General features: G+C 68.1%; 21 protein-coding genes and 1 pseudogene. 7 read left to right on the top strand and 15 right to left on the bottom strand.

What is annotated here, in order from left to right; genetic code table 11:
• The first annotated feature begins 32 nt into the window (after positions 1-32).
• Positions 33-689 (top strand): serine/threonine protein kinase, encoded by a 657-nt coding sequence (locus tag INQ42_RS01520; protein ID WP_194034859.1) that lies wholly within the window; start codon positions 33-35, stop codon positions 687-689.
• Positions 690-745: 56 nt separating this feature from the next.
• Here the strand turns inward: INQ42_RS01520 and INQ42_RS01515 are convergent, their stop codons facing one another.
• The 3 genes and pseudogenes from INQ42_RS01515 to ku all read right to left on the bottom strand — a co-directional run.
• A complete protein-coding gene (locus INQ42_RS01515) occupies positions 746-1,501 on the bottom strand; it encodes a M23 family metallopeptidase (RefSeq protein WP_407070791.1) in 756 nt (251 codons plus the stop codon).
• A gap of 201 nt (positions 1,502-1,702) precedes the next feature.
• Entirely contained in the window at positions 1,703-4,225 is a 2,523-nt protein-coding gene (gene ligD / locus INQ42_RS01510) for a DNA ligase D (RefSeq protein ID WP_194034858.1), read from the bottom strand.
• Positions 4,226-4,338: 113 nt separating this feature from the next.
• A pseudogene (ku, locus tag INQ42_RS01505) lies at positions 4,339-5,301 on the bottom strand (non-homologous end joining protein Ku); the annotation flags it as partial.
• Positions 5,302-5,434: 133 nt separating this feature from the next.
• Here ku and INQ42_RS01500 point away from each other — a divergent pair.
• Positions 5,435-5,761, top strand: coding sequence for a DUF3247 family protein (locus INQ42_RS01500; RefSeq protein WP_194034856.1), 327 nt, complete (start codon positions 5,435-5,437; stop codon positions 5,759-5,761).
• Between the two features lie 97 nt (positions 5,762-5,858).
• On the opposite strand, the gene INQ42_RS01495 is transcribed toward INQ42_RS01500, so the two are convergent.
• The gene (locus tag INQ42_RS01495; protein WP_043958777.1) at positions 5,859-6,068 is read right to left on the bottom strand and encodes a cold-shock protein; all 210 of its coding nucleotides are present in this window, start codon (positions 6,066-6,068) and stop codon (positions 5,859-5,861) included.
• 346 nt (positions 6,069-6,414) lie between these two features.
• Between INQ42_RS01495 and INQ42_RS01490 the strand changes: the two genes are divergently transcribed.
• The gene (locus INQ42_RS01490; RefSeq protein ID WP_194034855.1) at positions 6,415-6,681 is read left to right on the top strand and encodes a DUF3297 family protein; all 267 of its coding nucleotides are present in this window, start codon (positions 6,415-6,417) and stop codon (positions 6,679-6,681) included.
• A gap of 31 nt (positions 6,682-6,712) precedes the next feature.
• Positions 6,713-8,320: an MFS transporter gene (locus tag INQ42_RS01485; RefSeq protein ID WP_194034854.1), complete on the top strand. Its 1,608-nt coding sequence runs from the start codon at positions 6,713-6,715 to the stop codon at positions 8,318-8,320.
• 132 nt (positions 8,321-8,452) lie between these two features.
• Here the strand turns inward: INQ42_RS01485 and INQ42_RS01480 are convergent, their stop codons facing one another.
• From INQ42_RS01480 to INQ42_RS01470, 4 genes are all read right to left on the bottom strand, one after another.
• On the bottom strand, positions 8,453-9,094 hold the full coding sequence (locus INQ42_RS01480) for a fasciclin domain-containing protein (protein ID WP_407070777.1): 642 nt from the start codon (positions 9,092-9,094) through the stop codon (positions 8,453-8,455).
• Between the two features lie 122 nt (positions 9,095-9,216).
• A complete protein-coding gene (locus INQ42_RS01475; protein WP_194034853.1) occupies positions 9,217-10,008 on the bottom strand; it encodes a ZIP family metal transporter in 792 nt (263 codons plus the stop codon).
• 175 nt (positions 10,009-10,183) lie between these two features.
• A complete protein-coding gene (locus tag INQ42_RS12860) occupies positions 10,184-10,315 on the bottom strand; it encodes a putative transporter small subunit (RefSeq protein ID WP_228062579.1) in 132 nt (43 codons plus the stop codon).
• Between the two features lie 11 nt (positions 10,316-10,326).
• The gene (locus tag INQ42_RS01470; RefSeq protein WP_194034852.1) at positions 10,327-12,006 is read right to left on the bottom strand and encodes a sodium:solute symporter family protein; all 1,680 of its coding nucleotides are present in this window, start codon (positions 12,004-12,006) and stop codon (positions 10,327-10,329) included.
• 316 nt (positions 12,007-12,322) lie between these two features.
• Here INQ42_RS01470 and INQ42_RS01465 point away from each other — a divergent pair, with 316 nt between their 5' ends.
• Positions 12,323-13,042 (top strand): glycosyltransferase, encoded by a 720-nt coding sequence (locus INQ42_RS01465; RefSeq protein WP_194034851.1) that lies wholly within the window; start codon positions 12,323-12,325, stop codon positions 13,040-13,042.
• Positions 13,043-13,102: 60 nt separating this feature from the next.
• Here INQ42_RS01465 and INQ42_RS01460 read toward each other — a convergent pair whose 3' ends face one another.
• The 3 genes from INQ42_RS01460 to INQ42_RS01450 all read right to left on the bottom strand — a co-directional run bounded on the left by INQ42_RS01460 (position 13,103) and on the right by INQ42_RS01450 (position 16,439).
• Positions 13,103-13,687 carry a DUF6630 family protein gene (locus tag INQ42_RS01460; protein ID WP_194034850.1) on the bottom strand — a complete coding sequence of 195 codons (585 nt, stop codon included), beginning with the start codon at positions 13,685-13,687 and terminating at the stop codon, positions 13,103-13,105.
• An 82-nt stretch (positions 13,688-13,769) separates the two neighbouring features.
• Positions 13,770-14,984: an HD-GYP domain-containing protein gene (locus INQ42_RS01455; RefSeq protein WP_194034849.1), complete on the bottom strand. Its 1,215-nt coding sequence runs from the start codon at positions 14,982-14,984 to the stop codon at positions 13,770-13,772.
• A 66-nt stretch (positions 14,985-15,050) separates the two neighbouring features.
• A complete protein-coding gene (locus tag INQ42_RS01450) occupies positions 15,051-16,439 on the bottom strand; it encodes an MFS transporter (protein ID WP_194034848.1) in 1,389 nt (462 codons plus the stop codon).
• Between the two features lie 174 nt (positions 16,440-16,613).
• Between INQ42_RS01450 and INQ42_RS01445 the strand changes: the two genes are divergently transcribed.
• Positions 16,614-17,915 (top strand): MFS transporter, encoded by a 1,302-nt coding sequence (locus INQ42_RS01445; RefSeq protein ID WP_194034847.1) that lies wholly within the window; start codon positions 16,614-16,616, stop codon positions 17,913-17,915.
• Between the two features lie 15 nt (positions 17,916-17,930).
• Here the strand turns inward: INQ42_RS01445 and INQ42_RS01440 are convergent, their stop codons facing one another.
• The 4 genes from INQ42_RS01440 to iadA all read right to left on the bottom strand — a co-directional run bounded on the left by INQ42_RS01440 (position 17,931) and on the right by iadA (position 24,544).
• Complete coding sequence (locus tag INQ42_RS01440) at positions 17,931-19,526, bottom strand: Mur ligase family protein (protein ID WP_194034846.1); 1,596 nt, start codon at positions 19,524-19,526, stop codon at positions 17,931-17,933.
• Between the two features lie 152 nt (positions 19,527-19,678).
• Positions 19,679-22,468, bottom strand: a complete 2,790-nt coding sequence (gene cphA / locus INQ42_RS01435) for a cyanophycin synthetase (RefSeq protein WP_194034845.1) — start codon at positions 22,466-22,468, stop codon at positions 19,679-19,681.
• Between the two features lie 4 nt (positions 22,469-22,472).
• Complete coding sequence (locus tag INQ42_RS01430; protein WP_194034844.1) at positions 22,473-23,315, bottom strand: cyanophycinase; 843 nt, start codon at positions 23,313-23,315, stop codon at positions 22,473-22,475.
• Positions 23,315-24,544: a beta-aspartyl-peptidase gene (iadA, locus tag INQ42_RS01425; protein ID WP_194034843.1), complete on the bottom strand. Its 1,230-nt coding sequence runs from the start codon at positions 24,542-24,544 to the stop codon at positions 23,315-23,317. The genes INQ42_RS01430 and iadA overlap by 1 nt, the downstream gene beginning before the upstream one ends.
• A 222-nt stretch (positions 24,545-24,766) precedes the next feature.
• Between iadA and INQ42_RS01420 the strand changes: the two genes are divergently transcribed.
• Positions 24,767-25,408 carry a hypothetical protein gene (locus INQ42_RS01420; RefSeq protein WP_194034842.1) on the top strand — a complete coding sequence of 214 codons (642 nt, stop codon included), beginning with the start codon at positions 24,767-24,769 and terminating at the stop codon, positions 25,406-25,408.
• The last annotated feature ends 12 nt before the right edge of the window (positions 25,409-25,420 follow it).

Below are 25,420 nucleotides of genomic sequence, written 5' to 3'. Positions count from 1 at the left end.
CGGCGCACGCGCCCCACCCTCGGAGACACCTTATGGAACTCGATGACCTCAGGCAGGCATGGCACTCACTGGATGCCCGGCTGCAGCAGCAAAATGCGCTGGGCACGCGCATGCTCACGGAGCGAACGCTGGAGAAGGCGCGCAGGCACCTGCGTCCCCTGCAGTGGGGCCAGGTCGCGCAAATGCTGTTAGGACTCGCCTGTCTGGCGCTCGGCGTGACGGGCTGGAACGGCTACCCACCGCAGTCCGGGACGCTTGTTGCCGGGATCGTCCTGCATGCCTATGGCGTGGCGGTGATGATCAGCGGCGGCATCACCCTGGGCCTGATCGGCCAGATCGACTACGCCGCGCCCGTACTGCATATCCAGAAACAGCTGGCCCGCCTGCGTCGCTTTCATGTGCTGAGCGGCGCGGTGGTCGGTCTGTCGTGGTGGGTGCTATGGGTACCGGTGGTGGTCCTGCTCGCCGCACTTGGAGGGCAGGCCCGCCCAGCGTGGTTCTACCCCTGGGAATACCTCAGCGTCGCCGCAGGGGTGGTTGGCCTGATCGGGACGATCTGGTTCCACCGATGGTCTCGGGGCCCGGAACGTGCGCGCCTTGCGCGCTGGATGGACAACAGCGCCACCGGTCACAGCCTGCGCCAGGCACAGGCGCGCATTGATGAGATTGCCAGTTTCGAACGCCCCTGAGCCGGGTGGGCAATGCCGCATTTCGGCGCCGCACACGCCGCGCGAGCGGCCCTTCGCTACTGCGGCCGTTGGCCGGTCAACACCGGATACGGATTGATCGCGGTGCCCTTCCACCACAGCCGCTCCTCGTCCAGTTCGAAGATGCCGAAGTGCAGGTGCGGCGCGTCGTCGCTGGCATTGCCGGTGCTGCCCACATAACCGATCACGTCGCCCTGCTTCAGTGCTTGGCCTTCCTCGAGGTCGTCGGCGTAGCGGTCAAGGTGGGCGTAGTAGTAGGCGTAACGACCGCTGGGCTCGAACTGGTAGAGGGTCAGCCCACCGCGGTCGCTGGTGAAGAGCTTCTCCACCTCCCCGTCGGCAACGGCCAGCACCGGGGTGCCGCGCTTGGCCATGATGTCGATCGCTTCGTGGACACGGCCGCTGCCGCGCGCATCTTCATAGGTGTTGCTGAGTTGGTCCGGAGTGACGCCGCGCACTGGAACGATCAGCTTCAACCGGCTGGCGGCCGCGATGTCGGCGGCGCTGCGGGGGGCGGTCGGCTGGACTTCCGTGCCGGCATGGCCGATGTCCGCATCGGGCGATACCCCCTGGGGCGCGACGCGCTTCGGGTCGACTCGGACCAGCTCGGGCTTCAGTGGGGTGTCGGCGCTCTCCGGGCCGTCAAGGGGTTCCACCGGTATTGGCTCGCGGCGAATCTCCGACAGCGCGGGCACCGGCGCCGCTGCCGGGGCAGGCGGGCGGCGACTCATCACGAAATAAACGATATTCGCACCCACCAGGGCGCCGGCGAGGAACAGCAACACGCCCCTCAACATGCGCGCCCCCTCGCGGTCGGACCGCCGGTAATCATTGCTGCACCCGGTCGCCAGGACGGAATGTCGCGAACGCGGAACGGGATTGGCGAGCGATGGATGACGTCATGCGGGAAGCCTCGAGCGGGATGCCGTGATCGTCTCCGACGCAGCGGCGCGATTGTGTGAAACGGGCGTCGCCACAGGAAAACGCGGAAGCGATCAGGACCAGTCCACCAGTGACTGTTCTACCGCGTCGCTCCAGCCTTCCCACGGGTCGCTGCCCAGACTGGACGCGCGCCTCAATGCCCGCGCGAGTGGATAGTCCGCACCAGACGCCGTGCGGCCCAGCTCGCTCCAGCGCAGCGGCACTGCCGCCGGCGCGCCCGGCCGCGCGCGCAGCGACCAGCTGGCAACGCTGGTAGCGCCGCGGCTGTTGCGTAGCCAGTCGATGAAGACCACGCCATCGCGCAAGGCCTTGGACGCGGTGGCGACATAACGCTCCGGCGCGCTGCTGGCCATCGCATCGGCGAATCCCTCGCAGAACGTCTTGGCCTGCGTCCAGCTCGGGCCGGGCGCGATGGGAACCACCACATGGATCCCCTTGCCCCCCGTCAGGCGAACGAAGGACTGCATGCCCAGTTCCTCGAGCCGGTCGCGCACGTCGCGCGCGGCGGCGACGACGGCTTTCCACGCCACGCCATCACCGGGATCAAGGTCGAACACCAGCCGGTCGGGATGCTCCAGGTCGTCGCCGCGCGCCCCCCATGGGTGCAATTCCAGTGTGCCCATCTGCACCAGGCCCCGCAGTCCCTCGACATCGCGGACCACCATGTAATTGGACTTGCCACCGTCCTTGGCGCGGACCGATATCGCATGCACGCTGTCGCCGAATGCCTCCGCGTGGTGCTTCTGGAAGAAGCACTCCCCGGCGATCCCGTCCGGACACCGCAGCAAAGAGAGCGGTCGACCGGCCACCTCGGGCAACAGCCAGTCGGCGATGGCGGTGTAGTAATCGGCGACTTCCTGTTTGGTGATGCCCGCATCGGGGTACACCACCCGGTCGGGGCTGCTGATCGCGGCCATTTTGGGGTCCTCCTTTTTGTTCTGGGAACGGGCGCTTGCAGGGGCCGCGGAACCGACCTCGTCCGCGCTCTTGTCCTCGCGCAGCCGCTGATAGCTGGCCTGGCGCAGCAGCCCTTCCTTGCCCCAACCGCGGAACGCGACCTCCACCACGATTTCCGGCTTCACCCACACCGCGTTCCCCACCGGGAAGGCGACGTGGGCCGGCAGCGGCACGGTCGGCTGCTTGCGCACCATCGGCTTCAGCCGCGCTGCCAGCCCACGCAAGGTAGCGTCGTCGAAGCCGGTACCGACGCGCCCCACGTAGACGAGCTCGCCCTCTCGGCGGGTGGCCAGGAGCAAGGACGCAAATCCGATCCGGGAGCGCTGGGGCGGCATGAAGCCCACCACCACGAACTCGTCGCCCTGGGCGTGCTTGATCTTCAGCCAGCTGTGCGAGCGCCCGGGTGTGTAGCGGGCATCCGCGGCCTTGCTGATGATGCCTTCCATCCCTTGGGTGCGGCTTGCTGCGAAGACCTCGGCGCCGTGGCCGGTGACATGCTCGCTGTAGAGCAGCGCCCCGGGCGTTCCAGCCGTGTCCAGCAGTTCGGCCAGCAAGCCCTTGCGCTCATCCAGCCGGGTGGCGGTGAGGTCGATGCCGGCCAGGGTGGGCAGATCGAACACCACGTAGCGCAGGTCGCCCCGGGCCGTTCCCTTGAGCGTGTGCTGCAGGGTACTGAAGCTGTCATTGCCCTTGGCATCCAGGGCGATCAGTTCGCCATCCAGGCTGGCCGAATCGAGGCCCAGACGCTCCAGCGCATCCACGATGACGGGATGCTCGCCGGTCCAGTCCAGGCCGTTGCGCGAGCGCAGCCGGACGCGGCCGTCATCGATCGTCGCCAGCAGACGATAGCCGTCCCATTTGAGCTCGTGCAGCCAGTCGTCACCGCCCGGCGGTGCGGCCTGAAGCGTGGCCAGCTGCGGCGCGATTTCCGTGCCGCCCTTCAGGGGCTTGGCCCCCTCAAGCGACCGGGCGCGCGCCTTCCAGTCCACCCGGCCTTTCGTTTTGCGCGGCCTGGACGCCTTGGCGGCTGATCCGGGCTGCGCGGGTCGCGGGGGGCTGGCTTGCCTGCCCGACTTTTTGCCCGCGCGAACCGGTGCACCGGCCCCGTCCGCGAGCAGGTCATCGGCCTCGAGGTCGGCGGCATACGCGTCATCGCGCTTCAGCAGCAGCCACTGCGGCTTGCTGGCCCGTTTGGCGGTGCGGATCAGCTTCCAGCCACCGCGGAGCTTCTCGCCCTCGAGCACGAAATCCAGCTTGCCTTTGGCCAGCCCTTCCAGCGGGTCGCCGTCGCACGCCCAGACCCCGTGGTCGAAGATCTGCACGTGTCCGGCGCCGTAATTCCCGGCCGGAATGTCGCCGGCAAAGTCGGCGTAGTCCAGCGGATGGTCCTCGACCTCCACCGCCAGACGTTTCTCACCCACCCGCAGCGAAGGCCCTTTTGGCACCGCCCAGCTTTTCAGCACGCCATCGGCTTCCAGGCGGAAGTCGTAATGGCGCGCGCGGGCATGGTGCAGCTGGACCACGAAGATGGGGCGCTGCCCCGTCTTCCCCACGGCCCCGTCATCGGGCTCGGGGGTGTCGCCGAACCTGCGTTTGCGGGCATATTCCTGCAGACCCACGGACGACCTCAGGCCACCTTGCGGCGTTTGGTGGCGCTCTTGGCGGCGCTCGTTGACGCCTCGGCGCCGCTGGATTTTCCGTCCGCGCCTTTCGACTTGCCGGACGCGGTCTTCTTCGCTTTCGTCGACTTGGCGCTGGCTGCCTTCTTCTTCGGGCCGGTGCGGGCCTCGGCCTTTTTCGCTTTCCCGGCAGGCGCCTTAGTCGCCGACTTCTTCTTCGCCGCCGCTGTTTTCCTGGCGCTCTTTGATGTCGCGGTTTTCTCTGCCGCCGGGGTTCGCTGCTTGCGCTCGATGCTCTTCTGCAGCAGTGACATGAAGTCGACCACGTTGGTCGCGGCATCCTCGCCGACCGCCGGCTCTTCCTCCGGACGCTCGACCACCTTGTGGTCCTTCACCCGCTTGGCGATCACGTCGTGCAGGCGTTGCCGGAACTCGTCGTGGTATTCCTCCGGATCCCAGTCACCCGACATCGCGTCGATCAGCTGCTCGGAGACCTTCTGCTCCCTGGCGGAGATGCGATAGTCCTCCGGCTTGCCTTCGGGGATCCGGTATTCGTCGATGTCCACCAGCTCCTGCGGGAAGCGCATCATCAGAAGCAGCAGCGCATCGCCGTGCGGAATCACCGCGCAAAGGCTCTCACGGGTGCGGATGACCACGCGCGCAACCCCAATGCGTCCGGTCGCGTTGAGCGCCTCGCGCAGGAGCACGTAGCCCTTCTCGGCTTTCTTGGCCGGCACGAGCACGTAGGGCTTCTCGAAATAGCGCGGATCGATCTGGCTGGCCTCGATGAAGGACTCCACCTCGATCGCGTCGTGGCTCTCCGGCGCCGCCGAGCGGATATCCTCGGGCTCGAGCACGACGTAACTGCCCTTGTCGTATTCGAACGCCTTGACGATGTCCTTCCAGGCGACTTCCTCGCCGGTGGAGGAATTGACGCGCTCGTAGCGGATCGGGGTCTGGTCGCGCGAATCGAGCATGCGAAGGGAGATGTCGGTGCGGCGCTCACCGGCCATCAGCGACACGGGGATGTTCAACAGACCGAAGGACAACGTGCCGGTCCAGATCGGGCGGGCCATGGGCGACTCCTGCCTGGCTGAGGATGGGTAGCGCCAGTATTGGCACGCCGCGGTGATGCAGGCGTGGAGTGGTTTCACCGCCCATTGCCGCCCCCCCGGTTAGCGTCGAGCGCAGATCCCGATGGAGTCCGCCATGTCCCGCAAAGCACAGACCGTCCACACCGATCCCGCAGCCATTGAACGGATCCAGGAGCGCATCGAGCAGTTGCCCGGCGGCGCCCACGTCAGCCTGTTGATGGAGGACGGAGAAGAGATCGAGGGGATTGTCGTGGTGCGGCCTTCCGCGCAACTGTTCTTTGGCCCCGATGGCAAGGAAGGCACCAACGCCAGGGTCCGTCTTTCCCAGCCGGCGATGTACCAGCCCGAAAGCGTGGCCAACACCGACGTCTGGCTGGACCGGATCGTACTGATACGGCGACTGGACCCCGAGGAGCAGCCCGCACCAGCCCCGGGCCACTGAGCCAGGCGCCCAAACGCCGGGCAAAAAGAAACCCGGCCGAAGCCGGGTTTCCCTTTTATCGCATGCGATCGCCGAGGCGACTGCAGTTGATCGGTGCTTAGACGGCTTCTACCGCGTCAGCCTGCAGGCCCTTCTGGCCCTGGGTGACGGTGAAGCTGACCTTCTGGCCTTCCTGCAGGGACTTGAAGCCCTGGCCCTGGATAGCGCGGAAGTGAACGAACACGTCCTCGCCATTCTCACGGGAGATGAAGCCGAAGCCCTTTGCATCGTTGAACCACTTGACGGTACCGGTTTCGCGGTCTGACATTTTCTTGCTCCTTGGAACAGTGTTTTTGAAGTACCGCAATGAATGCGGCGAGATGCTGGTTGCAAGGAGTAAGCGAGGTGCAACGATGTAGCGGATCAGGGATCTACAGCATCGGGCCACGATTCACGGTGACCCTGGCAAACAGCAAAGCGCACCGTACTGCCAGCACGCCGGGATTGCAACAAGTTCGTACCTTGGACCGGGCGGGCGTTCAGGACCGCAGCCGCTTACCGGAGCGGCGTCAGCCCGGCGCAAGCCAAATGGTGCCGCACAGGCGTCGCGACCATTATCCTGTCCAGCGGCGCCCTCGCGCGCCCTCCATCTCCAGACGCAAAGAGCGCTTGTCATGACCGACCCCAACACCCCGCCCGACCGCCTCGCCACCAATCCGCGCAGCCCGCACTACGACGAATCGATGTTCGAGCGCGGCATCGGCATCCGCTTCAACGGCGAGGAGAAGACCAACGTGGAGGAGTACTGCGTCAGCGAAGGTTGGGTGCGCCTGCCGGTGGGCAAGTCACTGGACCGCCGCGGCAACGCAATGACCATGAAGTTCAGCGGCACGGTCGAGCCCTACTTCCTGGACACCGTGGCTGGCACGGACGACCAGTAGGCTCCGTGTCGCTCGCGCCGGCCGGCATCCGGTGAAATCCGGCGAGCTGTCGTTCCACCATCCGCCTGCCTTCTGGGCAGGCTGCGCGCTGTTGGTGGGCGGCGTGCTCTCGCACCTGCCGATGTTCCTGATGGGCCGGCACACCGGCTGGCAGATGGTCGGCATGGCGATGGATGGCTGGATGCTGACCGGGATGGCGCTGATCCCGCTGGGGCTGGGATTGGCCTTCCATGGCCTGATGCCACGGCTGGGGCAGATGCGCCACGTATTGGCCGGCGGCAAGCACCTGCAGTTCCACCTCGCCGATTCGGTCGCGCTCAATCGCGAGCACTGGCAGGTCGTCGCGGTGCTGGTGGTGGCGCTGACCGTCGATGTGATGAAGCCCGCCACCACCGGTTTCGTGATCCCGGGGCTGACCGCGGAGTACGGCATCAGCACCCGATCGGCCGGCTGGCTCGCTCTGGTGGCGTTGATGGGCACCACCGTCGGCTCGCTGCTGTGGGGACGGCTGGCCGATGTCTACGGACGCCGCGCGGCCATCCTGTTGTCGGCGTTGATGTTCATGGGTACGGCCATCTGCGGGGCGATGCCGGCGTTTGGCTGGAACCTGGCGATGTGCTTCCTGATGGGCGCTTCCGCCGGCGGCCTGTTGCCGATCACCTTCACCCTGATGGCGGAAATCATTCCCACCGCGCACCGCGGCTGGCTGCTGGTCGCTTTGGGAGGCATCGGCACGTCGGCCGGTTACCTGGCCGCGGCGGCAGCGGCCACCTGGCTGGAACCGTTGTTCAGTTGGCGCGCGTTGTGGCTGCTGGGCCTGCCCACGGGCGCACTGATCATTTTCCTCAACCGCTTCATTCCCGAGTCGCCGCGGTTTCTATCCGCCGCTGGCCTGCCGCACCAGGCGCGTGCCGTGCTGGCCAGGTTCTCCGGCGCGGTCCCGGTCGAGCGCGACGCGGTTGCAGCGACTGCCACGGCGTTGGGTGCGCGGACCGTTCCCAGTGCCCCGGGGCGGTTGCTGCGCGGCCCACACGCGCGGATCGGCGCCGGGCTGGCGATGTGCGGAATCGGCTGGGGTCTGGTCACGTTCGGCTTCGTACTGTGGCTGCCGGTGAATCTGGTCAGGCTCGGCGTGGATGCGAGCGCCGCGAGTGCGCTGCTCGCCCAGTCAGCACTGCTGGCCCTGCCCGGCATCGGTGTGGTGGTGTGGCTCTACCACTGCTGGAGCACGATCAAGGCGCTGGTGGCGTTCATCGCGCTGACGGCGCTGGCCCTGGCCGCATTCGCGTTGATCGACCTGGGCGGACTGCGCTCGGTCGCCGCGACCACGCTGGCCACGGCCGCATTGCTGGTCAGCAGCGGCGGGGTGATTGCGATGCTGATTCCCTACGCCGCAGAGATCTACCCGGCCCATGTGCGCGGCACCGGCGCGGGCATGATCGCGGCCAGCTCCAAGTTTGGCGGCATCCTCGGAGCCGGTTTGGGAGTGCTGGGCTTGTTCGAGCACATCGCGCTGTCCGCGCTGCTGATCGCGCTGGCGATGGCGGTTTCCGGCCTGATGCTGGCGCGCCACGGCGTGGAAACCCGCGGGCGGCGACTGGAGGACATCCAGCGAGCGCTTGCGGTTTCCGCCCTATAGAACGCGGCGTCACGCGAGTCCGGCACTGCAGGTCCGCCGACTGCAGACGCAGAAAGGGGACGGCCGGGACCGTCCCCTGGATGCCGCGACCGAAGACGGGAACGGTCGCGACAAAGGCAGTTGTCGCAGGGTTTACGGCAGCAGTACGGCGTCGATGACGTGGATCACGCCGTTGCTCGCCATCAGGTCGGCGGTGGTCACCATCGCGCTGTTGCCCTTGGCATCCGTCAGCTTCACGCCGCCGTTGGCGACTTCCGCGGTCAGCGTCGCGCCATTGACCGTCGTCAGCTCCGCCTTGCCACCTGCGTCCTTGATCTGATCGGTCAAGGTGGCCGCATCCACTGAACCCGACACCACGTGGTAGGTGAGGATGCCGGCGAGGTCGGCCTTGTTCTCGGGCTTCAGCAGCGTGTCCACGGTGCCTTCGGGCAGCTTGTCGAACGCGGCGTTGGTGGGTGCGAACACGGTGAACGGACCGGCGCCTTGCAGCGTCCCGACCAGGTCGGCGGCCTTGACCGCGGCGACCAGGGTGCTGTGGTCGGGGGACTGGCTGGCGGTATCGACGATGTCACCGGCGGTTACGGCGTCAACCATGGTATCGGCGGGCATGCGGTCTGCGGACATGCTGTCGGCGCGCTGGGGCGCTGCGGTGTTGTCGCTCATCGCGGTCGGAGCGCTGGTATCGGCATCGGTCTTCTGCGCGCAGGCTGACATCGACAGGGTCGCGGCGAGGGCGGTGGTCAGGGCCAGGGGAAGCAGCATCTTGGTGTTCATGGGGAAACTCCGTACCGGTTGGGGGAAATGGCGACGGCAATCGCCACCATGTCCCTTGTTACGGGTGCGGGTCCTGCATGGATGCATCACGCGGTTTTGACAAACCGGACTGTCCGCGCGCCTCAGCCAAGGGCGGTATCCAGCAGCATCATCAGCACGAAGCCGACCATCAGCCCCGAGGTGGCGTGCTGTTCGTGTCCCTGGCGGTGCGACTCGGGAATGATCTCGTGGCTGACCACGAACAGCATCGCCCCGGCGGCGAAGCCCAGGCCCACTGGCAACAGCAACGGCGCCGCGACCAGCACGCTGGCGCCCAACACGGCTCCGACCGGTTCGATCAGTCCCGAACCCGCTCCCACCAGTACGGCGCGGGTGCGGTCATAACCGACCGCCATCAGCGCGATCGCCACCACCAGGCCCTCGGGCAGGTCCTGGATCGCGATGCCAGTGGTCAGCAATACGCCGTGTGCGTGGCCGGAGGCGAATGCGGCGCCGATCGCGAGTCCCTCGGGCAGGTTGTGCAGGCAGATCGCGAAGACGAACAACCACGCGCGTTTCAGGCGGGCCGGCGACGGACCTTCCGGTCCCTTGATGAAATGTTCGTGCGGAACCCAGCGCTCCATCAGCATGATCGCCAGTGCGCCGGCCAGGATCGCGGCACCGACCAGGGACCCGGAGCTCCACGGCCCCAGCCCGCTCTCCCCGGCCGCCTGCAGGCCGGGCAGGACCAGCGAGAAAGCGCTCGCGGCCAGCATTACGCCGGCTCCGAATCCCAACAGCGCGTCCTGGAAGCGTTCGCTGATGCCGCGCGAGAACCACGCCGGCAGTGTGCCCAGCGCGGTCGCCCCTGCTGCGATCAGGCCACCACAAAGGGCACCCAGTACCGGGTTGGCCTGGATTGTCGCCAGGATCATGCGCTCTGTTCCCGGCCGATGCGGAGTGACTGCGCCGGCGGCAAAATGCCGATGGGGGAGGAAGTTCCGCGCGTGGGCGTGAGCTGCTGGCAGGCAATGATCGGGGGCACGCAGTATTCCGTTGGCAGTGGCGGCCGGGAAATCCTAGCGAACCGGCGCACAGCGCGGCGTGCAGTCAGACCAGTTCGTCCCCACTGCGTTTCGCGGCACGCATGTCGCGATACAGCCCCACGCCCATGATCACCATCATCACCAGCACGATCGTGGGCCATACCAGCACATACGCGGTCATCAGGATGTCACGCATTTTTCCGCTCCTCAGTTGTCAGACCTGGACATGATGGCCGCCACATCAGGCTCGTCCTCCTGGAACGCGGTCACCCGCTTGGCGATCAGGTTGAAGTCGAAGGGTTTGTGGTTGCCGACGCTCAGCGCGGAGCAGACCATGGTGCTGACACCGTACGCGTTGAGGGATGCCAGCAGTACCGGGTAGTCGCGCAGGAACCCGACCATCGGCACGACGAGTGCGAGCGCGGCCACCACACCAACGGTCAGTCCGGTGCGCTTGCCGAAGAAGCCGAACGCCATCAGTCCCAGCACCACGCCGGCGCCTACCGCGGCAAACACCTCCAGCAGGACCGCCAGCGCACCTTCGATCGGGACCAGTTGGAAGCGCGCGACGATGAAGAAAACCAGCGACACCGCGACGGCGACCGTAAAGGCGCGGTTGGTGACCTTGTTCCAGTAAACGCTGGCGATCACCGGGAACACGATCGATCCCCACAGCGCGCCGACGAAAACCAGCAGGTCCAGGATGTCGATGCGGAAACTGGCGAAGATCAGGCCGGCGGTGGTCGCCACGATCATGGTGATGCGGCCGACCCAGAGCATCGTCGTTGGACGCACCTTGCCGCGCGCCAGGTTCTTGCCATAGATGTCGGTCATCATGATCGAGGACAGCGCCGACAGGTCCGAGTCGGCGGTGGAGGACAGCGAGCCGATCACCATGATGAAGAAGATCCCCACCACCAGCGGCGACAGGTAGGTCGAGGCCATCTGCGGGATCAGATTGTTGTGGTCGCCATCGGCCGGGCTCATGCCGATCATCAACGCGAACACGCCGATCATGCCCAGCCCGATCACCGTGGCGCCGTAGCTGACCGTGGCTGCCAGGAATGTGGGCTTGATCAGGTCCTCGCGCACGGCGAACAGGCGCTGGGCAATGGTCTGGTTGCCGATCGCGTAGGCCAGCACGGCGACGAAATACGGCGCGCCCTGCTCCAGGAATGCCTGTTTGGAGAAGAACGTCGACTGCTCCGCGCTGATCCGCTCCCAGCCCTGGGTGAATATCTCCGTGCCGCCCGCGCTGAAAAAGACCAGCGGGATGATCAGTGCCGCAGAGCCCATCATCGCCGCCACCTGGACCACGTCCGTCAGCAGCGATGCGCGAAACCCGGACCACAGCGTGTAGGACAGCGTCCCGATACCGGCGATCAGGACGCCGTGGACGAAATCCAGCGGCGAGAGCATCGCCACCAGCGCCCCGGCGGCGGTGAAGTTCGCCATCAGGCTGATCACGCTGCCGACGATGTTGGAGCCGGCGAGGATCAACTGGCTGGAGCGCCCGTGGCGGGCGTGCATGATCTCCGCCAGCGTGTGCGCCTCTGGCGCGAGTGCGCGGAAGCGCCGCCCGAAGGGGTAGATGAACAGGATCATCAGCGCGCCCCACAGGCCGTAGTGGATCGGCCCGGAGATGCCGTACTTGTAGCCCGAAGTCGCCGCGGCGTAGAACGAGGCCGCCCAGATCCAGGTCGCGGTCATGCTGGCGGCCGATACGCCGAAGCCGACCTGGCTGCTGGAGGTCATGTAGCCGTCGACGTTTTCCTTGCGTCGGCCGATGCGCGTGGAGATCAGGAAGGTCCCGCCGTAGAAGGCCAGCAGCAGCAGCAAGACAGTGGACGATTGCAGCTGGTTGAACTCGAACGCGGGAACAGCCAAGGACTTCTCCGATAAGTGACGACGGCGGATGCAAGGCGGAAGGACGGCAGGCCGCGTCGGATTGGTGCACCGGCGGTGCCACTACGACGCCACGCTGCGGGACCGCGACAGGGAAGCAACACCTGAACGGGCAACGCCGCAAAAACGGTCCGTTAGCGCCACGATGGGCGAAGATGCAGCGAGGACCGCGCGATTCCAATCCTCAACCTTAACAGAAACGCGTTCTGCAAGCCGTACGTGGCGCCGGCAGCCCCGCATGCCAGCGATGGAAGCGGCGTTCGCAAGCCCTCCCGCGGCCCCGTGCCACCATCGCCGGATGGCAGACGATCCGCACCTGAGCTTCATCGTGCCCGCGCACAACGAGCAGCGCCTGATCGCCGCGTGCCTGCAAGCGATCCACGCAAGCGCGCGCGAGTTGCGCGCCGACTACGAGGTCATCGTGGTCGATGACGCCTCCACCGACGACACCGCGGGCATCGCCTGCGAGCACGGCGCGCGCGTGGTGCAGGTGCACCACCGCCAGATCGCCGCGTCGCGCAACAGCGGCGGGCATGCCGCAAACGGCGACTGGCTGTTCTTCATCGACGCCGACACCCTGATCAATCCCGACTATCTGGCAGCGGCTCTGCGGGCGCTGCGCGGGGGTGCGTCCGGTGGCGGCGCCGGCGTGAAGCTGATCGGACCCACGCGGCTGCACGAGCGCATCGGCCAGTGGCTGATGATCCACGTGTTCCGCCTGGTGGGCGTGACACCAGGCTGCAGCCTGTTCTGCACGCGCGCCGCGTTCAAGGCGATCGGCGGTTTTGATGAGCGCTATTACGCCGGCGAGGACGTGGCGATGGGTCGCGCGCTGGCCCGGCACGGCCGGCTGGTGATCGTGCACGAGGTGGTGATGACCTCGGCGCGCAAGCTGCGCACCCATTCGCTGGGCTACCAGCTGCGTTTGCTGGGGCGTTTCCTGTGGCGGGGGCGGCGGATGTTGCACTCCAGGGACGAACTGGAGATGTGGTACGGCGACCGCCGCGACGAACCCTAGGCGCCCTCGCGTGAACAGCCGGACTGACGCTGTGTGCCACGCGCGAATCGCAAGCGGCAATCAGAACGGGTCGCTGGCCGGACGCACTTCGATCTCCAGCGCCTGGGCCACTTCCTGCATCGCCTCATCGTCGCTGGACAGGGTGATCCAGCCGGCGTGGACGCCTTCCTCGCCGTGCGGGCCGCTGGCCGTGTTCCAGGTCCACAGGCTGTAGCCGTATTCGCGCAGGCGGTCCGCGGCGACAGCCATCAGCGATGGCACTTCTGCCTCGGCGAGGAAATCCTCGTCGCTGGCATCCTCCACGCCCCAGTCGATCACCACGTTCCATCGCGCCGCCAGTTCGGTGATGGTATCGATGAACGAGACCGCGTCATCCTCGTCGACGAAGAACCCCGACTTCCAGTCGATCAGGTCCTTCAGCAGCCACAGCGGCTCGACCTCCTCGGGGCCCGCGGCCTCCAGCGCCTCGCGATAGGCGGAGAACTGCTGCAGGGCAGACTCCTCGTCGCCCGGATTGATCAGCAGCAGCAACTGCCAGACCAGCGCCTCGCGGGTGTCGGCCGACTCCAGGTCCACGCCGGTGCCGGACTCCAGGCCGTTGGCGAAATTGTCGTCGGGATCGAATTCCGGGTCGTGGGCAGTCATCGTCGTGTTCCGGGCAAAGGGCGTACTTGGCATCGTGCCACGCGGCCTCGTGCAGGGGCCGTCATGCTGACCACGGTGGACGCTACGGGCGCAGTACGGCGCGGTCGCTGCACCACAGCTCACTGGCGCTGGCCACCAGCGCGGCGTACTTGCGCGGCGGCACGGTTTCGGTGATCGCGTATGCCTCCATCGCGGTGTCGCGCTGCGCCGCCAATGCGGCCAGGGTGCCATTGGCGTTGATCAAGCGCGCGACCACCGGATGCGACGCGCCGCGCCCACGCCGCAGGACCACCCCCACCTCGCCGTTGGCCAGCCGCACCGGCGTGCCTGGCGGGAATACGCCGATCTCCCGCACCAGCAGGCTAGCCAGGGTCTCATCCACCGCCTTGCCACGCTCCAGGAACAGGCTGCGCAGGGCGTGCCGGGCGTGCACCGCTTCGCGATAGGCACGTGGCCGGACCATCGCCGAGTAGATGTCGACGATCGCCAGCTTCCGCGCCGCGCGACTGATTGCGTCGCCCGACAGGCGATTGGGGTAACCACTGCCGTCGATGCGCTCGTGGTGCTGCAGGATCGCCACCAGCCAGACCGGATCGGCCACCCCGGCGAGCTGCAGCAGCTCGACGCTGGCTTGCGGATGACCGGTGACGACCGCCTGCTGCTCCGCCGACAACCCCGACTGCTGCTTGTTCATCGCGCCCGCGACCGGCCCCAGGGCGACGTCGTAACTCAGTGCCGCGGCTATAACCGACAGGCTCTCCTGCTCGTCCCAGTCACGCGAGCGCACCAGCAGTTCGCACAGGGTGGCCGCGTGCAGCTGGCGCGCAACGTGGCAATCGTCGGTGACCTCCAACTGCATCGCGGCCAGCGCCGCATCCGCATCGCGGGCCACCAGGGCGCGCAGCCATTCGGCGATTGCGAGCAACTGGTCGCCCAGGTCCTCACCGCTGCCCAGCAGAAGGTGCTGGTGCACGAGCGCGAGTTCATGGCGGAGCAGCTGCATCTCGCGGAATACCGGCGGTTCCGGCGGCGCGTCGTCGGCGAGGGCGTCGTCGGGTTCCGCCTCGGCGGCGTCGGGGTCGGTCCCGTCGCCGGCGAGGTGCTCATAGCCGTCGATCAGCACACCCGCGTTGGCATCGGTGTCCGGCACCACCATGCCGCGCTCGAGTACGACGTCGAGTTGCTCCTGGCTCGCCAGAACCATTCCTTCCACGAACAGCAGCTTGCGGTCGCGGTCGTATACCGACCACGCCAGTGGCGAACCGAGCTCTACATCGCTTGCTGCAACCGGGCGCACGGGCTACTCCAACGGCCACACAGATGGCCGGGCTTCCTTACGCTATCGGTCTGGACGCAGGGATCTTTAGTCGTCCCGGCCGCGGGCCGGCGCGGGCAGCACGCGCGGCGCCAGCGCCAGCCCGAGCACGGCCAGGCTGACGGTAATGGCAAATCCCGCAAGGTAGGCAGCCAGCGCGGAGCGCTCCAGCAGCAGCGCGAACAGCGAGCCGCCCACGGCGAGCATGGTGGCGGTAAACAGTGCATCGCACAGCTGCAGCGCGGAGGCGTTGGCGCCCTGGCGTTCGGGTGGCGAGAGCTCCAGGGTCAGGATCGACAGGCTCGGGTAGACCGTCCCCATGCCCACTCCGGCGACGATCCAGCCGACGACGCCCACGGCAAGCGGCACCCAGGGCAGCACCGCCGCCGAAACCGCGAGCACCCCGACCAGCATCAGCGCCATGCCCGCCTGCAGCACGCGCCCGGGAGCCGGCGCGCGCATCCGGCCACGATTCCACGACCCCAGCGACCAGCCCAGTGCGCCGACGGTGAGTGCCATCCCGGCAAAGGTGGGCGAGAGGCCGCGCTCGCGCGTGAGCAGCAGCGGCAGGAACACTTCGGTCCCGAAGAACGCGGCCGAGGCGATGCCGCGCATCGCGATGACCGTCGGCAACCCGCGCGCGGCGCGCAGGGTGCCGGTGGGCAAGAGCTGCAACATGCTTGCCAACAGCCCGGCCAGCGATACCGCCATCAGCCCCAGGGCGATCCAGCCGCGCTGCTGGCCGGCGTAGCTGAGCAACAGGGCGCTGCCGGCCGCGCCGCCGGCGAGCACGATTCGCTGCCGGTTGCTGGCGCCCGAAGCGGGCGCGTGATCGGGCAGGGGGCCGATGCCGCGCAGGGGCGGCAGCACCATCGCCGCGGCCAGGCCAGCCAGGAGCGGCACCAGCAGGAACACCCAGCGCCAGCCAAGGAACTCCACGATCAGGCCACTGAGCGCTGGCCCGACAATTGCTGGCAGGACCCACGCGGCGGCGAAGGCGGCAAAGATCCGCGCTCGCAGTTGCGGCGGGTAGGCGCGGCCGACCACGACATACAGCGCGACCGACATCAAACCGCCGCCAAATCCCTGCACCACGCGGCCAAGCAGCAGCACCCACATCGTCGGGGCGAGCCCGGCCACGACCAGGCCGACCGCGAACCAGGCGATGCCGTGCTGCAGCGGGGCGCGCGGCCCGCGACGATCCGCCCAGGGGCCACTGGCGACCATGCCCACCACCGCGGCGGCAAGCGTGCTGCCAAACGCCATCGCATACAGCGGCAGGCCGTCGAGCGCCTGGGCGACCACGGGCATGGCCGTGGCCACCGCCAGCGCCTCGAACGCGTACAACACGATGAGCGCGACCGATCCCACCGTGAGCGCGCGGTAGCGCGGAGCGAACAGGCTCTCCGAGGCCGGCGTTTGAACCTCCGTTTCCATCCTGTGACTCGTCCTGCTGCAAGCCGCGTCGGTCGTCGAGCATAGAAGCCACCGCGGGTTGGCGATAGCGCAGGCAGGCAACCACATGGCTGAAAGAGCACGCTCCGGCCCTGCGAGCGCCGATATAATGCCGTTCGCGATGGCGTGACCGCCTCGGCAGCAATGCAGGCGCAGATGGCCCGTCCCACCCCACCCGATCCGGCCTCGCGCCCCTTCCCCGTCGCCCCGGGCGCGCCTCTGCCGGTATGGCGGGGACGCGGCCTGGTGCTGATCGCCATCGCGCTGTCCGCGCTCAACCTGCGCACTGCAGTGACATCCCTGACACCGCTGCTGGACCGGTTGGGCGAGACCTTCCAGTTCGGTCCGACCATGACCGGGGTGTTCGGCATCGTGCCGACGGCGGCGTTTGCGGTGTTCGGCGTGGCGACCCCCGCCATCGCCCATCGACTGGGACTGGAGCGCACCGCGCTGCTGGCGATGCTGCTGGCCGCCGGAGGCCTGCTCGGGCGCGGCTTTGCCGACAACACGACGCAATTGCTGCTGACCTCGGCGATTGCGCTGTCGGGCATGGGCATCGGCAACGTCGTGCTGCCGCCGCTGGTCAAACGCTACTTCGGCGACCGCGTGGGCGGCATCAGCGCGATGTACATCACCCTGCTGCAACTCGGCACGATCCTGCCGGCGCTGGCCGCGGTGCCGGTGGCGAACGCGGTCGGCTGGCGGATATCGCTGGGCGCGTGGTCGCTGGTCGCGGTGGCGGCAGCGCTGCCCTGGGCGATCGTGCTGTACCAGGAACGCTACGGCCGCTCCGCGCAGGCCCGCACGCTGGCCGCGATCCACGCCCGGTCGGTGGCCAGCGGTGATGAGGCGCCCGAGTTTGCCGCGCCGCCGCCGTCGGGTCGCGTGTGGCGGTCGCCGGTCGCTTGGGGCATGTCGCTGATGTTCGGCATGACCTCGCTGGTGACCTATTCCATGTTCACCTGGCTGCCCCGGATCCTGACCGACGCCGGCGGCAGCGCGTTGCTGGGCGGGACGATGGTCGGCGTGTACTCGTCGCTCGGGCTGCTCAGCAGCTTCGTGATGCCGGTGGTGGCGGTGCGCATGCGCAATCCCTTCCCGGTGGTGCTCGCGTGCTGCGTGATCCACCTGACCGCCTTCACCGGCCTGCTGCTGGCGCCAATGACGCTGACCCTGCTGTGGGTCGCGCTGCTCGGGTTGGGACCGAGCACCTTCCCGCTGGCGCTGACCCTGATCAACCAGCGCACCCGCACGCCGGCCGGTTCGACCGCCCTGTCGGGGTTCACCCAGGGCCTGGGCTATGCCCTGAGCTGCGCCGGGCCGTTGCTGTTCGGGGTGTTGAACGAGGTCAGCGGCGGATGGCTGTGGCCGTTCGCCTTCCTGACCGGGACGCTGGTGGTGCTGGCGTTCGGCGGCTACCTGGCGTGCAAGCCGCGCATGCTGGAAGACAGCTGGTAACGCCGACCGGAGCCACTAGCCGGACACGCCGCCGTTGTCTTGCAACCACTCGATCAGCTCCGCGCGCGCGGCGAGGTTGTGCACCGGCAACACCAGCACGTCGCCCGGCCGGGACCATGCGAGGATCGCCTGCGCCGCCTCGACCTCGGGCAGGATCGTCTGCAGGCGCGACTCGGGCAGGCCTTGCAGCAATAACTGCCCGCGCAGAATCTCCGGCACCTCGCCGGCGCGTCGACCGCGGATGTAGCCGTCCAGATCCTTGAGCACGACCAGATCGGGCAGCACTGCCGCCGCGGTTCGGGCCAGGTCGCGGATGGCATCGTCGTCGCGGTTACCGGCCTGGCCGAGCAGCAGGCCCAGACGCGCACCGCGTTGCTGGCGCAGCCGCGCGGCAACCGCGAGCAGGCCGGCCAGGCCGTCCGGGTTGTGTGCGTAATCAAGCAGGACGTCGGCCCCGCGGATGTGCCAGCGCTCCAGGCGGCCGGGATTGTCCTCGCGCGAACCGCCGAACTGCATCAGCACGGTGGCAATGGCCCGCACTGATACTCCCTGGGTTGCCGCCAGCAGCGCCGCCCCGGCCAGGTTCGCGATGTTGTAACGCGCGCTGCCCTCCAGCGTCAGCGGCATCGCGGCCACCTCGCCGAGGCGGTGGCGCTGGCCGTCCACGCGCAATGTCAGGACGCCGTCGTCCACTCCGCAGGTAGCGCCGCCGCTCCGGCGATGCGCCACCAGTACCGTATTGCGATCGTCCAACGAGAACCACGCGAGCGGGCACGCAAGCGATGCGGATTTCTCCACCAGCAGCGGATCGTCGGCATTGAGCACCAGCACGCCATCGGCGTTCACGGCCCGGGCGACGACGAGCTTGGCATCGGCCAGGTCGGACAGGTCGTGCACGCCGTACTCGCCGAAATGGTCGGCGCTGACGTTGGTGACCAGCCCGGCGTGGGCATGCTGCACGGCCAGACCCCGGCGCAGGATGCCTCCGCGCGCCGTTTCCAGGATCGCTGCCTGCACGCGGGTATCGCGCAGCACCCGCCGGGCGCCGTTGGGGCCGGAGTAGTCGCCCTGGGCAACGCGTGCGTCGCCGACAAACACGCCGTCGGTGCAGTTGAAGCCCGCGGTCTTGCCGGCCTGTTCAAACAGCGCGGCCAGCAGCCGCACGCTGGTGGTCTTGCCGTTGGAGCCGGTCACCAGGACAGTGGGGATGTCGTGCAGATCGGGCCAGGCCACATCGTCTGGCAGCGCGTCCAGCGCCCAGTTCCGACCGCCCTCGCCTGCGCCCAGCGTCAGGCCATCGTCATCCAAGAACGCCGGCAGCCCGCGCGCGTTGGCCGCCTGCATCAGGGACATTGCACGCGGATTGGCCTCATCGGCGGCAAGGTGCCGCAGCGTGTGCCTCGCGAGCTCGTCGTCCCAGCTGGCGGGATGGGCGGGCGCATGCGGCAGCGCACAGTGAGCGGCGTTGGGGGCAACCCGCTGCCAGGCCCATTCGTTGACCTCGGTGGCGGTGTAGAGCATGTCCTGCGGCGCGGCCATCGCCAGCGCGGCGCCGGCCCGGTGGATGTCAAGGACGACCTCCGCATCCGGCCAGCCCAGGTGGGCGCGCATGGTCCGCACGCCCGCGGCCCACTGCGCGCAAAGCGCAGGCGAGGTTTCAAAGACCTCCAGCACCGCGCCGCAGCCGCCGAAGTAGCGGTTCGGTCCGGTCAGGCGACGGGAACTGTCGAACAGCTCATCGATCGGCGCGGTCGGCGGGAGGTTCAGTCGTTCTCCTCGCGTGCCAGGCGCACGCCGCGCTCATCGCGCACAAGATCCTCGTAATCGGCCAGCGAGGCAGGGATGGATTCATCGGCCGGCTCGGCCGTCACCGGCACCTCGGGCCGGAGCGGTGCCGACGGCTCGCCTTCAGCCTGGAACTTGATCACCTGCTTCCACGAGCGGACCAGCGCATCGGCGAAGATCAGCACCAGGTCACCGGGCTCGCCCATACGCAGGGCAGCATCGATCGCGGCCTCCTCCTCGTTGATGATGCTGACCTGCGCCTCGTCCACGCCTTGGGCGAGAAGTGCCTTGGCCAGGATGCGGGGCACCTCGTCACCATCGCGGCCGCGCAGGTTGTCGTCGCGGCGGCAGATGTAGTGGTCGAAGCGGCCGGCAACAGCGTCGGCGATCGCGCGCAGGTCCTCGTCGCGGCGGTCGCCCGGGCCGGCGATCACCACGATGCGTCGCCCGCCCACTTCCATGCGCTGGGCCAGGTCGGCCATTGCGCCGACCGCGTGCGCGTTGTGCGCGTAGTCGAAGATCACCTTGAAGGGGTGCTCGGCGAACACGTTCATCCGCCCCGGGGCCTGGAAGAACGTCGTGTCGAAGGTGCGCAGGCCCTGCCGGATGGCATCGAGCTTGATGCCCATCGAGAACGCCATCGCGGCGGCGAACATCGCGTTCTGCACGTTGTGCATCGCCCGCCCTTCCAGCGTCGCCGGCACCAGGTGCGTCCACAGCAGCGGGATGTGGCTGCCCTTGTCGTACAGGGTGATCATCTGGCCGTTGATGCCGGCCTCCAGCGCGCACGCGCGACCACCGGCGCGGATGTGCTCGCGCACCAGCGGATGCTGCGGGTTGGTGGTGACGTAGCAGATGGTGGCCGCATCGGTATAGGCGGCCATCTTCAGCACCATCGGATCGTCGGCGTTGAGCACCGCGCAATCGCGCGCGACCTCGGCGACGATGCGCTTGACCTCGGCCAGTTGCTCCAGGGTGTCGATGCCCTTCATGCCGAGGTGGTCGGCCGCCACGTTGAGCACGGCGCCGACGTCCACGTAGGGCACGCCCATGCCCGCGCGCAGCAGGCCGCCGCGCGCGACTTCCAGCACCGCCATGTCAATGTGCGGGTCGGCCAGCACCATGCGGGTCGACACCGGGCCGGTCATGTCGCCTTCCACCGTGCGCTGGCCGTCGATGTAGACCCCGTCGGTGGTGGTCAGCCCGGGCGTGTAGCCGGCCATCTTGGTGATGTGGGCGAGCATCCGGGCGGTGGTGGTCTTGCCGTTGGTGCCGGTGACCGCCGCGATCGGCACCCGCGAGGGCGATCCGGGCGGGAACAGCATGTCCACCACCGGGCCGGCGACATCGCGCGCCATGCCTTCGCTCGGCGCGACGTGCATGCGGAAACCTGGCGCGGCGTTGACCTCGCAGATGCCGCCGCCATCGCTCTTGTAGCTCTCGGCGATGTTCTCGGTAAGGAAGTCGACGCCGCCGACGTCCAGGCCGATTGCCTGAACCGCACGCACCGCCATGTCGCGGTTGTCGGGGTGGATGATGTCGGTGACATCGGTGGCGGTGCCGCCGGTGGACAGGTTGCCGGTGGAGCGCAGGTAGACGACCTCATCGGCGGCCGGTACCGAGCCGGGCGTGTAGCCGACGCGCTCCAGCATCGTCAGCGCCTGCGCGTCGAGCTCCAGCCGGGTCAGCACTTTCTCGTGGCCAACGCCGCGACGCGGGTCCGCATTGACGAGCTCCACCAGTTGGGCGACGTCGTGTTGGCCGTCGCCGATGATGTGGCCCGGCGTGCGCCGCGTCGCCGCGACAAGCTCGCCGTTGATCACGAGCAGGCGGTGGTCGTCGCCGGGGACAAAGGTCTCCACAATCACCGAGCGCGAGACCGCCTGCGCAAGATGGAAGCCTTCGCGCACTTCGGCCTCGTTGGTCAGGTGGATCGAGATGCCGCGGCCGTGGTTGCCGTTGTAGGGCTTGGTCACGACCGGGTAGCCAATGCGACGGGCGGCCCTGAGCGCCAGCTCCTCGGTCTGGACCAGCGCCTGGCGCGGCACCGGCAGGCCGAGCGCACCGAGGATCTGGTTGGTTTCGTCCTTGTCGCCGGCAAGTTCCACCGCGATGTGCGAGGTCCTCCCGGTCACGGTCGCCTGGATGCGTTGCTGGTACTTGCCGTAGCCCAACTGGACCAGCGAGTGATCGTTCAGGCGCATCCACGGGATGTCACGCGCCTGGGCGGCAGCGACGATCGCGCTGGTGGACGGACCCAGCGCCCGGCGCTGGGCGAAGCGGATGAATTCGTCACGCGCCGAAGACCACTCCCAGCCGTCGGGAAGGATGCCCGCGGTCTGCAGTTCCGCCGGCAGCAGCGAGGTCAGCAGGCGCATCGCCAACTCGCCGGCTTCCAGGCCCTCGTCCTTCTGCTTGTACTCGTAGACCACCGAATACACGCCCGGCTCGCCGGTGCCGCGCGTCCTGCCGAAGGTCACGTCCGCACCGGCCACATTCTGCAGCTCGATCGCGACATGCTCGAGCACGTGGCCCAGCCACGTCCCCTCGTCCTCGCGCAGGCGGCGCAGGAAACCGCCGGGTTCGCGGTAGGAGCAGCCGTGCTCGTCCAGCCCCGGCAGTGCCGCCACCAGGCCGTCGATGAACTCCGCACCGAGCCGGACCGTCGGCCATGCCTCCAGCGCGCCCAGGTCGAGCTCCAGGCGGATGACCGGAAAATGCGCGTACAGCGAAGGACCAAGGAAAACCGAACGATTGCGGATCCGCATGGGGTTACCTCTTCTGGCGAGCCAACCGGCCGGCCGAGGCCTGGCGGGTACTGAGATGGAAGGTGTTGCCCGCGACGAGCTGGTGCAGGACCAGGCCCAACATGGAGACCGGTTGCCCCTCATCCACCACGTCCATCGAGGTGAAGCTGATGTCGCTGGCATCCAGCACGGTGATGCCACCGCTGCCCTCCACTTCCAGCACGTTGTCGGGGCCGATGAAGGCCGCGGTGTCCTCGTCCAGGCCCAGGCCCACGGCAAACGGGTTGTAGGCCAGCGCCGTCATCAGGCGACCCATCCGGTCGCGCTCGCGAAAGTGCTGGTCGATGATGAACCGGTTGGTCAGGCCGAGCCCCGGCGCCAGGCGAACGCCCCCCGCGACGGCAGTGGGGCCCTCCTCGCCGAAGGCGATCATGTGCTCACTGATGAAGCTCGCCCCGGCGCTGGTGCCGGCCACATGCACGCCCTCGGCATTGCGCAGGCGGATGAGTTTGGCCACCGGCGTGCCGCCCACGATCGTCGACAGGCGCAGCTGGTTGCCGCCGGTCATGAAGATGCCGCTGGCCTGGGCGATGCGTTCCAGCCGCGAGGGCTCGTTGCAGTCGCGGCGGGTGTCGAAATCGATCGTGGTCACCCGCGCCGCGCCGAGCCCGGAGAACAGCGCCTCGTAGCGCTCGCCGGTCTCCACCAGGCGACTGGCGGTCGGCAGCACCACGATGTCGGCCGCATCGCCGCCGCACAGGTCGACGAAGCGCTTGAGTATCTGCGGATTGCTTTCCTTCTCCTCGCCGCCCCCGATGGGGATGATCCAGCCGCGGTCGACGCCGTCGGGGACGGGACTGGGGCACATCAGCGCGCGCCCTCGAAGGTGCCGCGGATGACCGCCTGGCCATCGCGCACGAACCAGCGACCGGAAATCAGTACATCACTCACATTGTCGTCCTCATCCAGAATCAACAGATCCGCGTCCGCGCCCTGCGCGACCCGCCCCTTGCTTTCCAGCCGCAACAGGCGCGCCGGGTTGCTGGTGAACGCCGGCAGCACGCGCGCCAGTTCCTCGCCCCGCGCCAGCAGCGTCTTGAGCGTCCTGTGCAACGAGTCCGGCGCGCCGATGTCCATGCTGAGCATGCGGCCCTGATCATCGAACACCGGCAAACAACCGCCGCCATCGGAACTGATCGTGACCTGCTCGGCAGGTGCGCCGCTGGCCAGGTAGCGCAGCAGCGCCTCATCGGCCGCCCAGGCGTCCTCGTCGGCGGCGACGGGAAAGGCGGTGATGTCGATGGTGCAGCCGCGGCGCGCAAGCTCGAGCGCTTCCTCGAACAGCGCGCGGCGACGGTTGACATGGGTCGGGTTGAACACGCGCGCGGGAATCTCGCTGGCGTCCAGCGCCTCGCGCACCTGCGCCAGTCCGCGCGGGCCGTCGCCCAGGTGCAAATGCAGGATGCCGGCCTTGCCGGTCAGCAAGCCGCCGACGTGGGCATCGGCGGCGACCCGCAGCAGCTCGTCACGGGTTGGCTGGCTGGAGCGGTGGTCGCAGATCGCCAGCTCGCCGACGCCGATCAGGCAGTCGATGAAGGCCAGGTCGTCGCGCACGCTGCCGGTCACCGTCGCCACCGGCAGGTGGTAACCACCGGTGTAGGCGTAGGCGTTCATGCCCTCGTTGCGCAGGCCGTTGACGGTCGCTACCAGTTCGCGGGTGGAGCGCGTGGTGTCGTCGGTGCCCAGCAGGCCGACCACGGTGGTGATTCCGGCCAGGGTAAAGCGCGACAGCGGCACCGGTGGCACGCGGGTGTGGGCGCCGGCCTCGCCGCCGCCTCCTGTGATGTGGGTATGGCCATCGATCAAGCCGGGCAGCACGCGACGGCCGTGAAGATCGATCGAGGTGGTATGGGTGGGCGGCGACCCGGCGGCATCCTGGGAAGGCTGCATCGCGAGGATCCTGCCACCGCCGATCAGCAGGTCCTGCCAACCCAGGTGGGCCGGGGCGTGCACGTCGGCGTTGCGGAGCAGAAGCAGCGGTGACTCTGGCACGTTGGAAAGACCCTCTGGGAAGATGCCGCCGACGGTGGCGGTCATCCTGACAATGCGCACCGTACAGAGGAACGGGTGCGGGCAGGGTCGAGGCCGCGCCAGCGCGCATGCTCCAGTATTCCACGGTGGCGACCTTATCGGTCATGCCGGAGCCGCGGGTCGGCGGATGTCCGGAACCGGCGGCAAAGCTCGTGTCTTCAGTTCTGCATCGGGCGGATTCCCCGCCCGTTCCGACAACATTGATCCCATTGCCGAAGGAGTCACGTCATGACTGCACCCACGACCCACCGTTTCAGGAAGCTCACCCAGCTGTTGCTCCCCGCGGCGCTGGCGATCGCGGCGGCAGGCCTGGCCGGTTGCGGCAGCGACGCGGATACGTCGCCGACCGGTTCGGGCAGCAAGGCGTCCAAGAACAGCAACGGGCTCACGCTCGCCAGCGAGGGCTGGAAGCTGGACGCCACCGCGTCCGCCGGCATGCTGCCCGGCTACGCGGATGCGCCGCTGAGTTTCCGGATGGCCACCGGCTGGGTGAATACGGCGGCGGCTAAAGCGGCCGGCAAGGAGGCCGATCCCGAGGCGCAACGCGAGCAGGCGCTCGCCAGTTTTGGCCTGCTCACGGTGGAAATTGCCGCCGGTAACACGGCGCCGGGCAATTACCAGCTCGCCAGCGAGGTCTCCGGCGCGGACAGCGCGGCGGTGACCATCCCCTTGGGCAAGGACACCGGGCTGGCTGGCGAGTTCACCTCGCAGTCGGGCACCCTGACCATCAAGTCGGTGGAGACGGAAGAGGGCACCCACAGCACGAAGGTGGTCGCGGTGGATGGCCAGTTCGACGGCCTGTTTGCCGACGAGCAGGGCGACACGCGGCCGATCAGCGGCACGTTCCGCTTCGCGCCAAAAGCGAAGTAGTCGCTCGTCGGC

The sequence above is a fragment of the Lysobacter avium genome (genome assembly GCF_015209745.1).
In the GTDB taxonomy this organism is placed as follows: domain Bacteria; phylum Pseudomonadota; class Gammaproteobacteria; order Xanthomonadales; family Xanthomonadaceae; genus Novilysobacter; species Novilysobacter avium.
The sequence above is the reverse complement of the archived record's forward strand: the minus strand, read 5'-3'. Positions and strand labels throughout refer to the sequence as shown.

Bases quoted from the DNA above. Each gene is read 5' to 3' on its own strand.
- INQ42_RS01450 (WP_194034848.1), bottom strand. From the start codon at position 16,439: ATGGAAACGGAGGTTCAAACGCCGGCCTCGGAGAGCCTGTTCGCTCCG.
- INQ42_RS01460 (WP_194034850.1), bottom strand. From the start codon at position 13,687: ATGACTGCCCACGACCCGGAATTCGATCCCGACGACAATTTCGCCAAC.
- INQ42_RS01490 (WP_194034855.1), top strand. From the start codon at position 6,415: ATGACCGACCCCAACACCCCGCCCGACCGCCTCGCCACCAATCCGCGC.
- INQ42_RS01475 (WP_194034853.1), bottom strand. From the start codon at position 10,008: ATGATCCTGGCGACAATCCAGGCCAACCCGGTACTGGGTGCCCTTTGT.
- cphA (WP_194034845.1), bottom strand. From the start codon at position 22,468: ATGCGGATCCGCAATCGTTCGGTTTTCCTTGGTCCTTCGCTGTACGCG.
- INQ42_RS12860 (WP_228062579.1), bottom strand. From the start codon at position 10,315: ATGCGTGACATCCTGATGACCGCGTATGTGCTGGTATGGCCCACGATC.
- iadA (WP_194034843.1), bottom strand. From the start codon at position 24,544: ATGACCGCCACCGTCGGCGGCATCTTCCCAGAGGGTCTTTCCAACGTG.
- INQ42_RS01480 (WP_407070777.1), bottom strand. From the start codon at position 9,094: ATGAACACCAAGATGCTGCTTCCCCTGGCCCTGACCACCGCCCTCGCC.
- INQ42_RS01445 (WP_194034847.1), top strand. From the start codon at position 16,614: ATGGCCCGTCCCACCCCACCCGATCCGGCCTCGCGCCCCTTCCCCGTC.
- INQ42_RS01430 (WP_194034844.1), bottom strand. From the start codon at position 23,315: ATGTGCCCCAGTCCCGTCCCCGACGGCGTCGACCGCGGCTGGATCATC.
- INQ42_RS01420 (WP_194034842.1), top strand. From the start codon at position 24,767: ATGACTGCACCCACGACCCACCGTTTCAGGAAGCTCACCCAGCTGTTG.
- INQ42_RS01520 (WP_194034859.1), top strand. From the start codon at position 33: ATGGAACTCGATGACCTCAGGCAGGCATGGCACTCACTGGATGCCCGG.
- INQ42_RS01500 (WP_194034856.1), top strand. From the start codon at position 5,435: ATGTCCCGCAAAGCACAGACCGTCCACACCGATCCCGCAGCCATTGAA.
- INQ42_RS01465 (WP_194034851.1), top strand. From the start codon at position 12,323: ATGGCAGACGATCCGCACCTGAGCTTCATCGTGCCCGCGCACAACGAG.
- INQ42_RS01440 (WP_194034846.1), bottom strand. From the start codon at position 19,526: ATGCGCGCCCACCTGGGCTGGCCGGATGCGGAGGTCGTCCTTGACATC.
- INQ42_RS01495 (WP_043958777.1), bottom strand. From the start codon at position 6,068: ATGTCAGACCGCGAAACCGGTACCGTCAAGTGGTTCAACGATGCAAAG.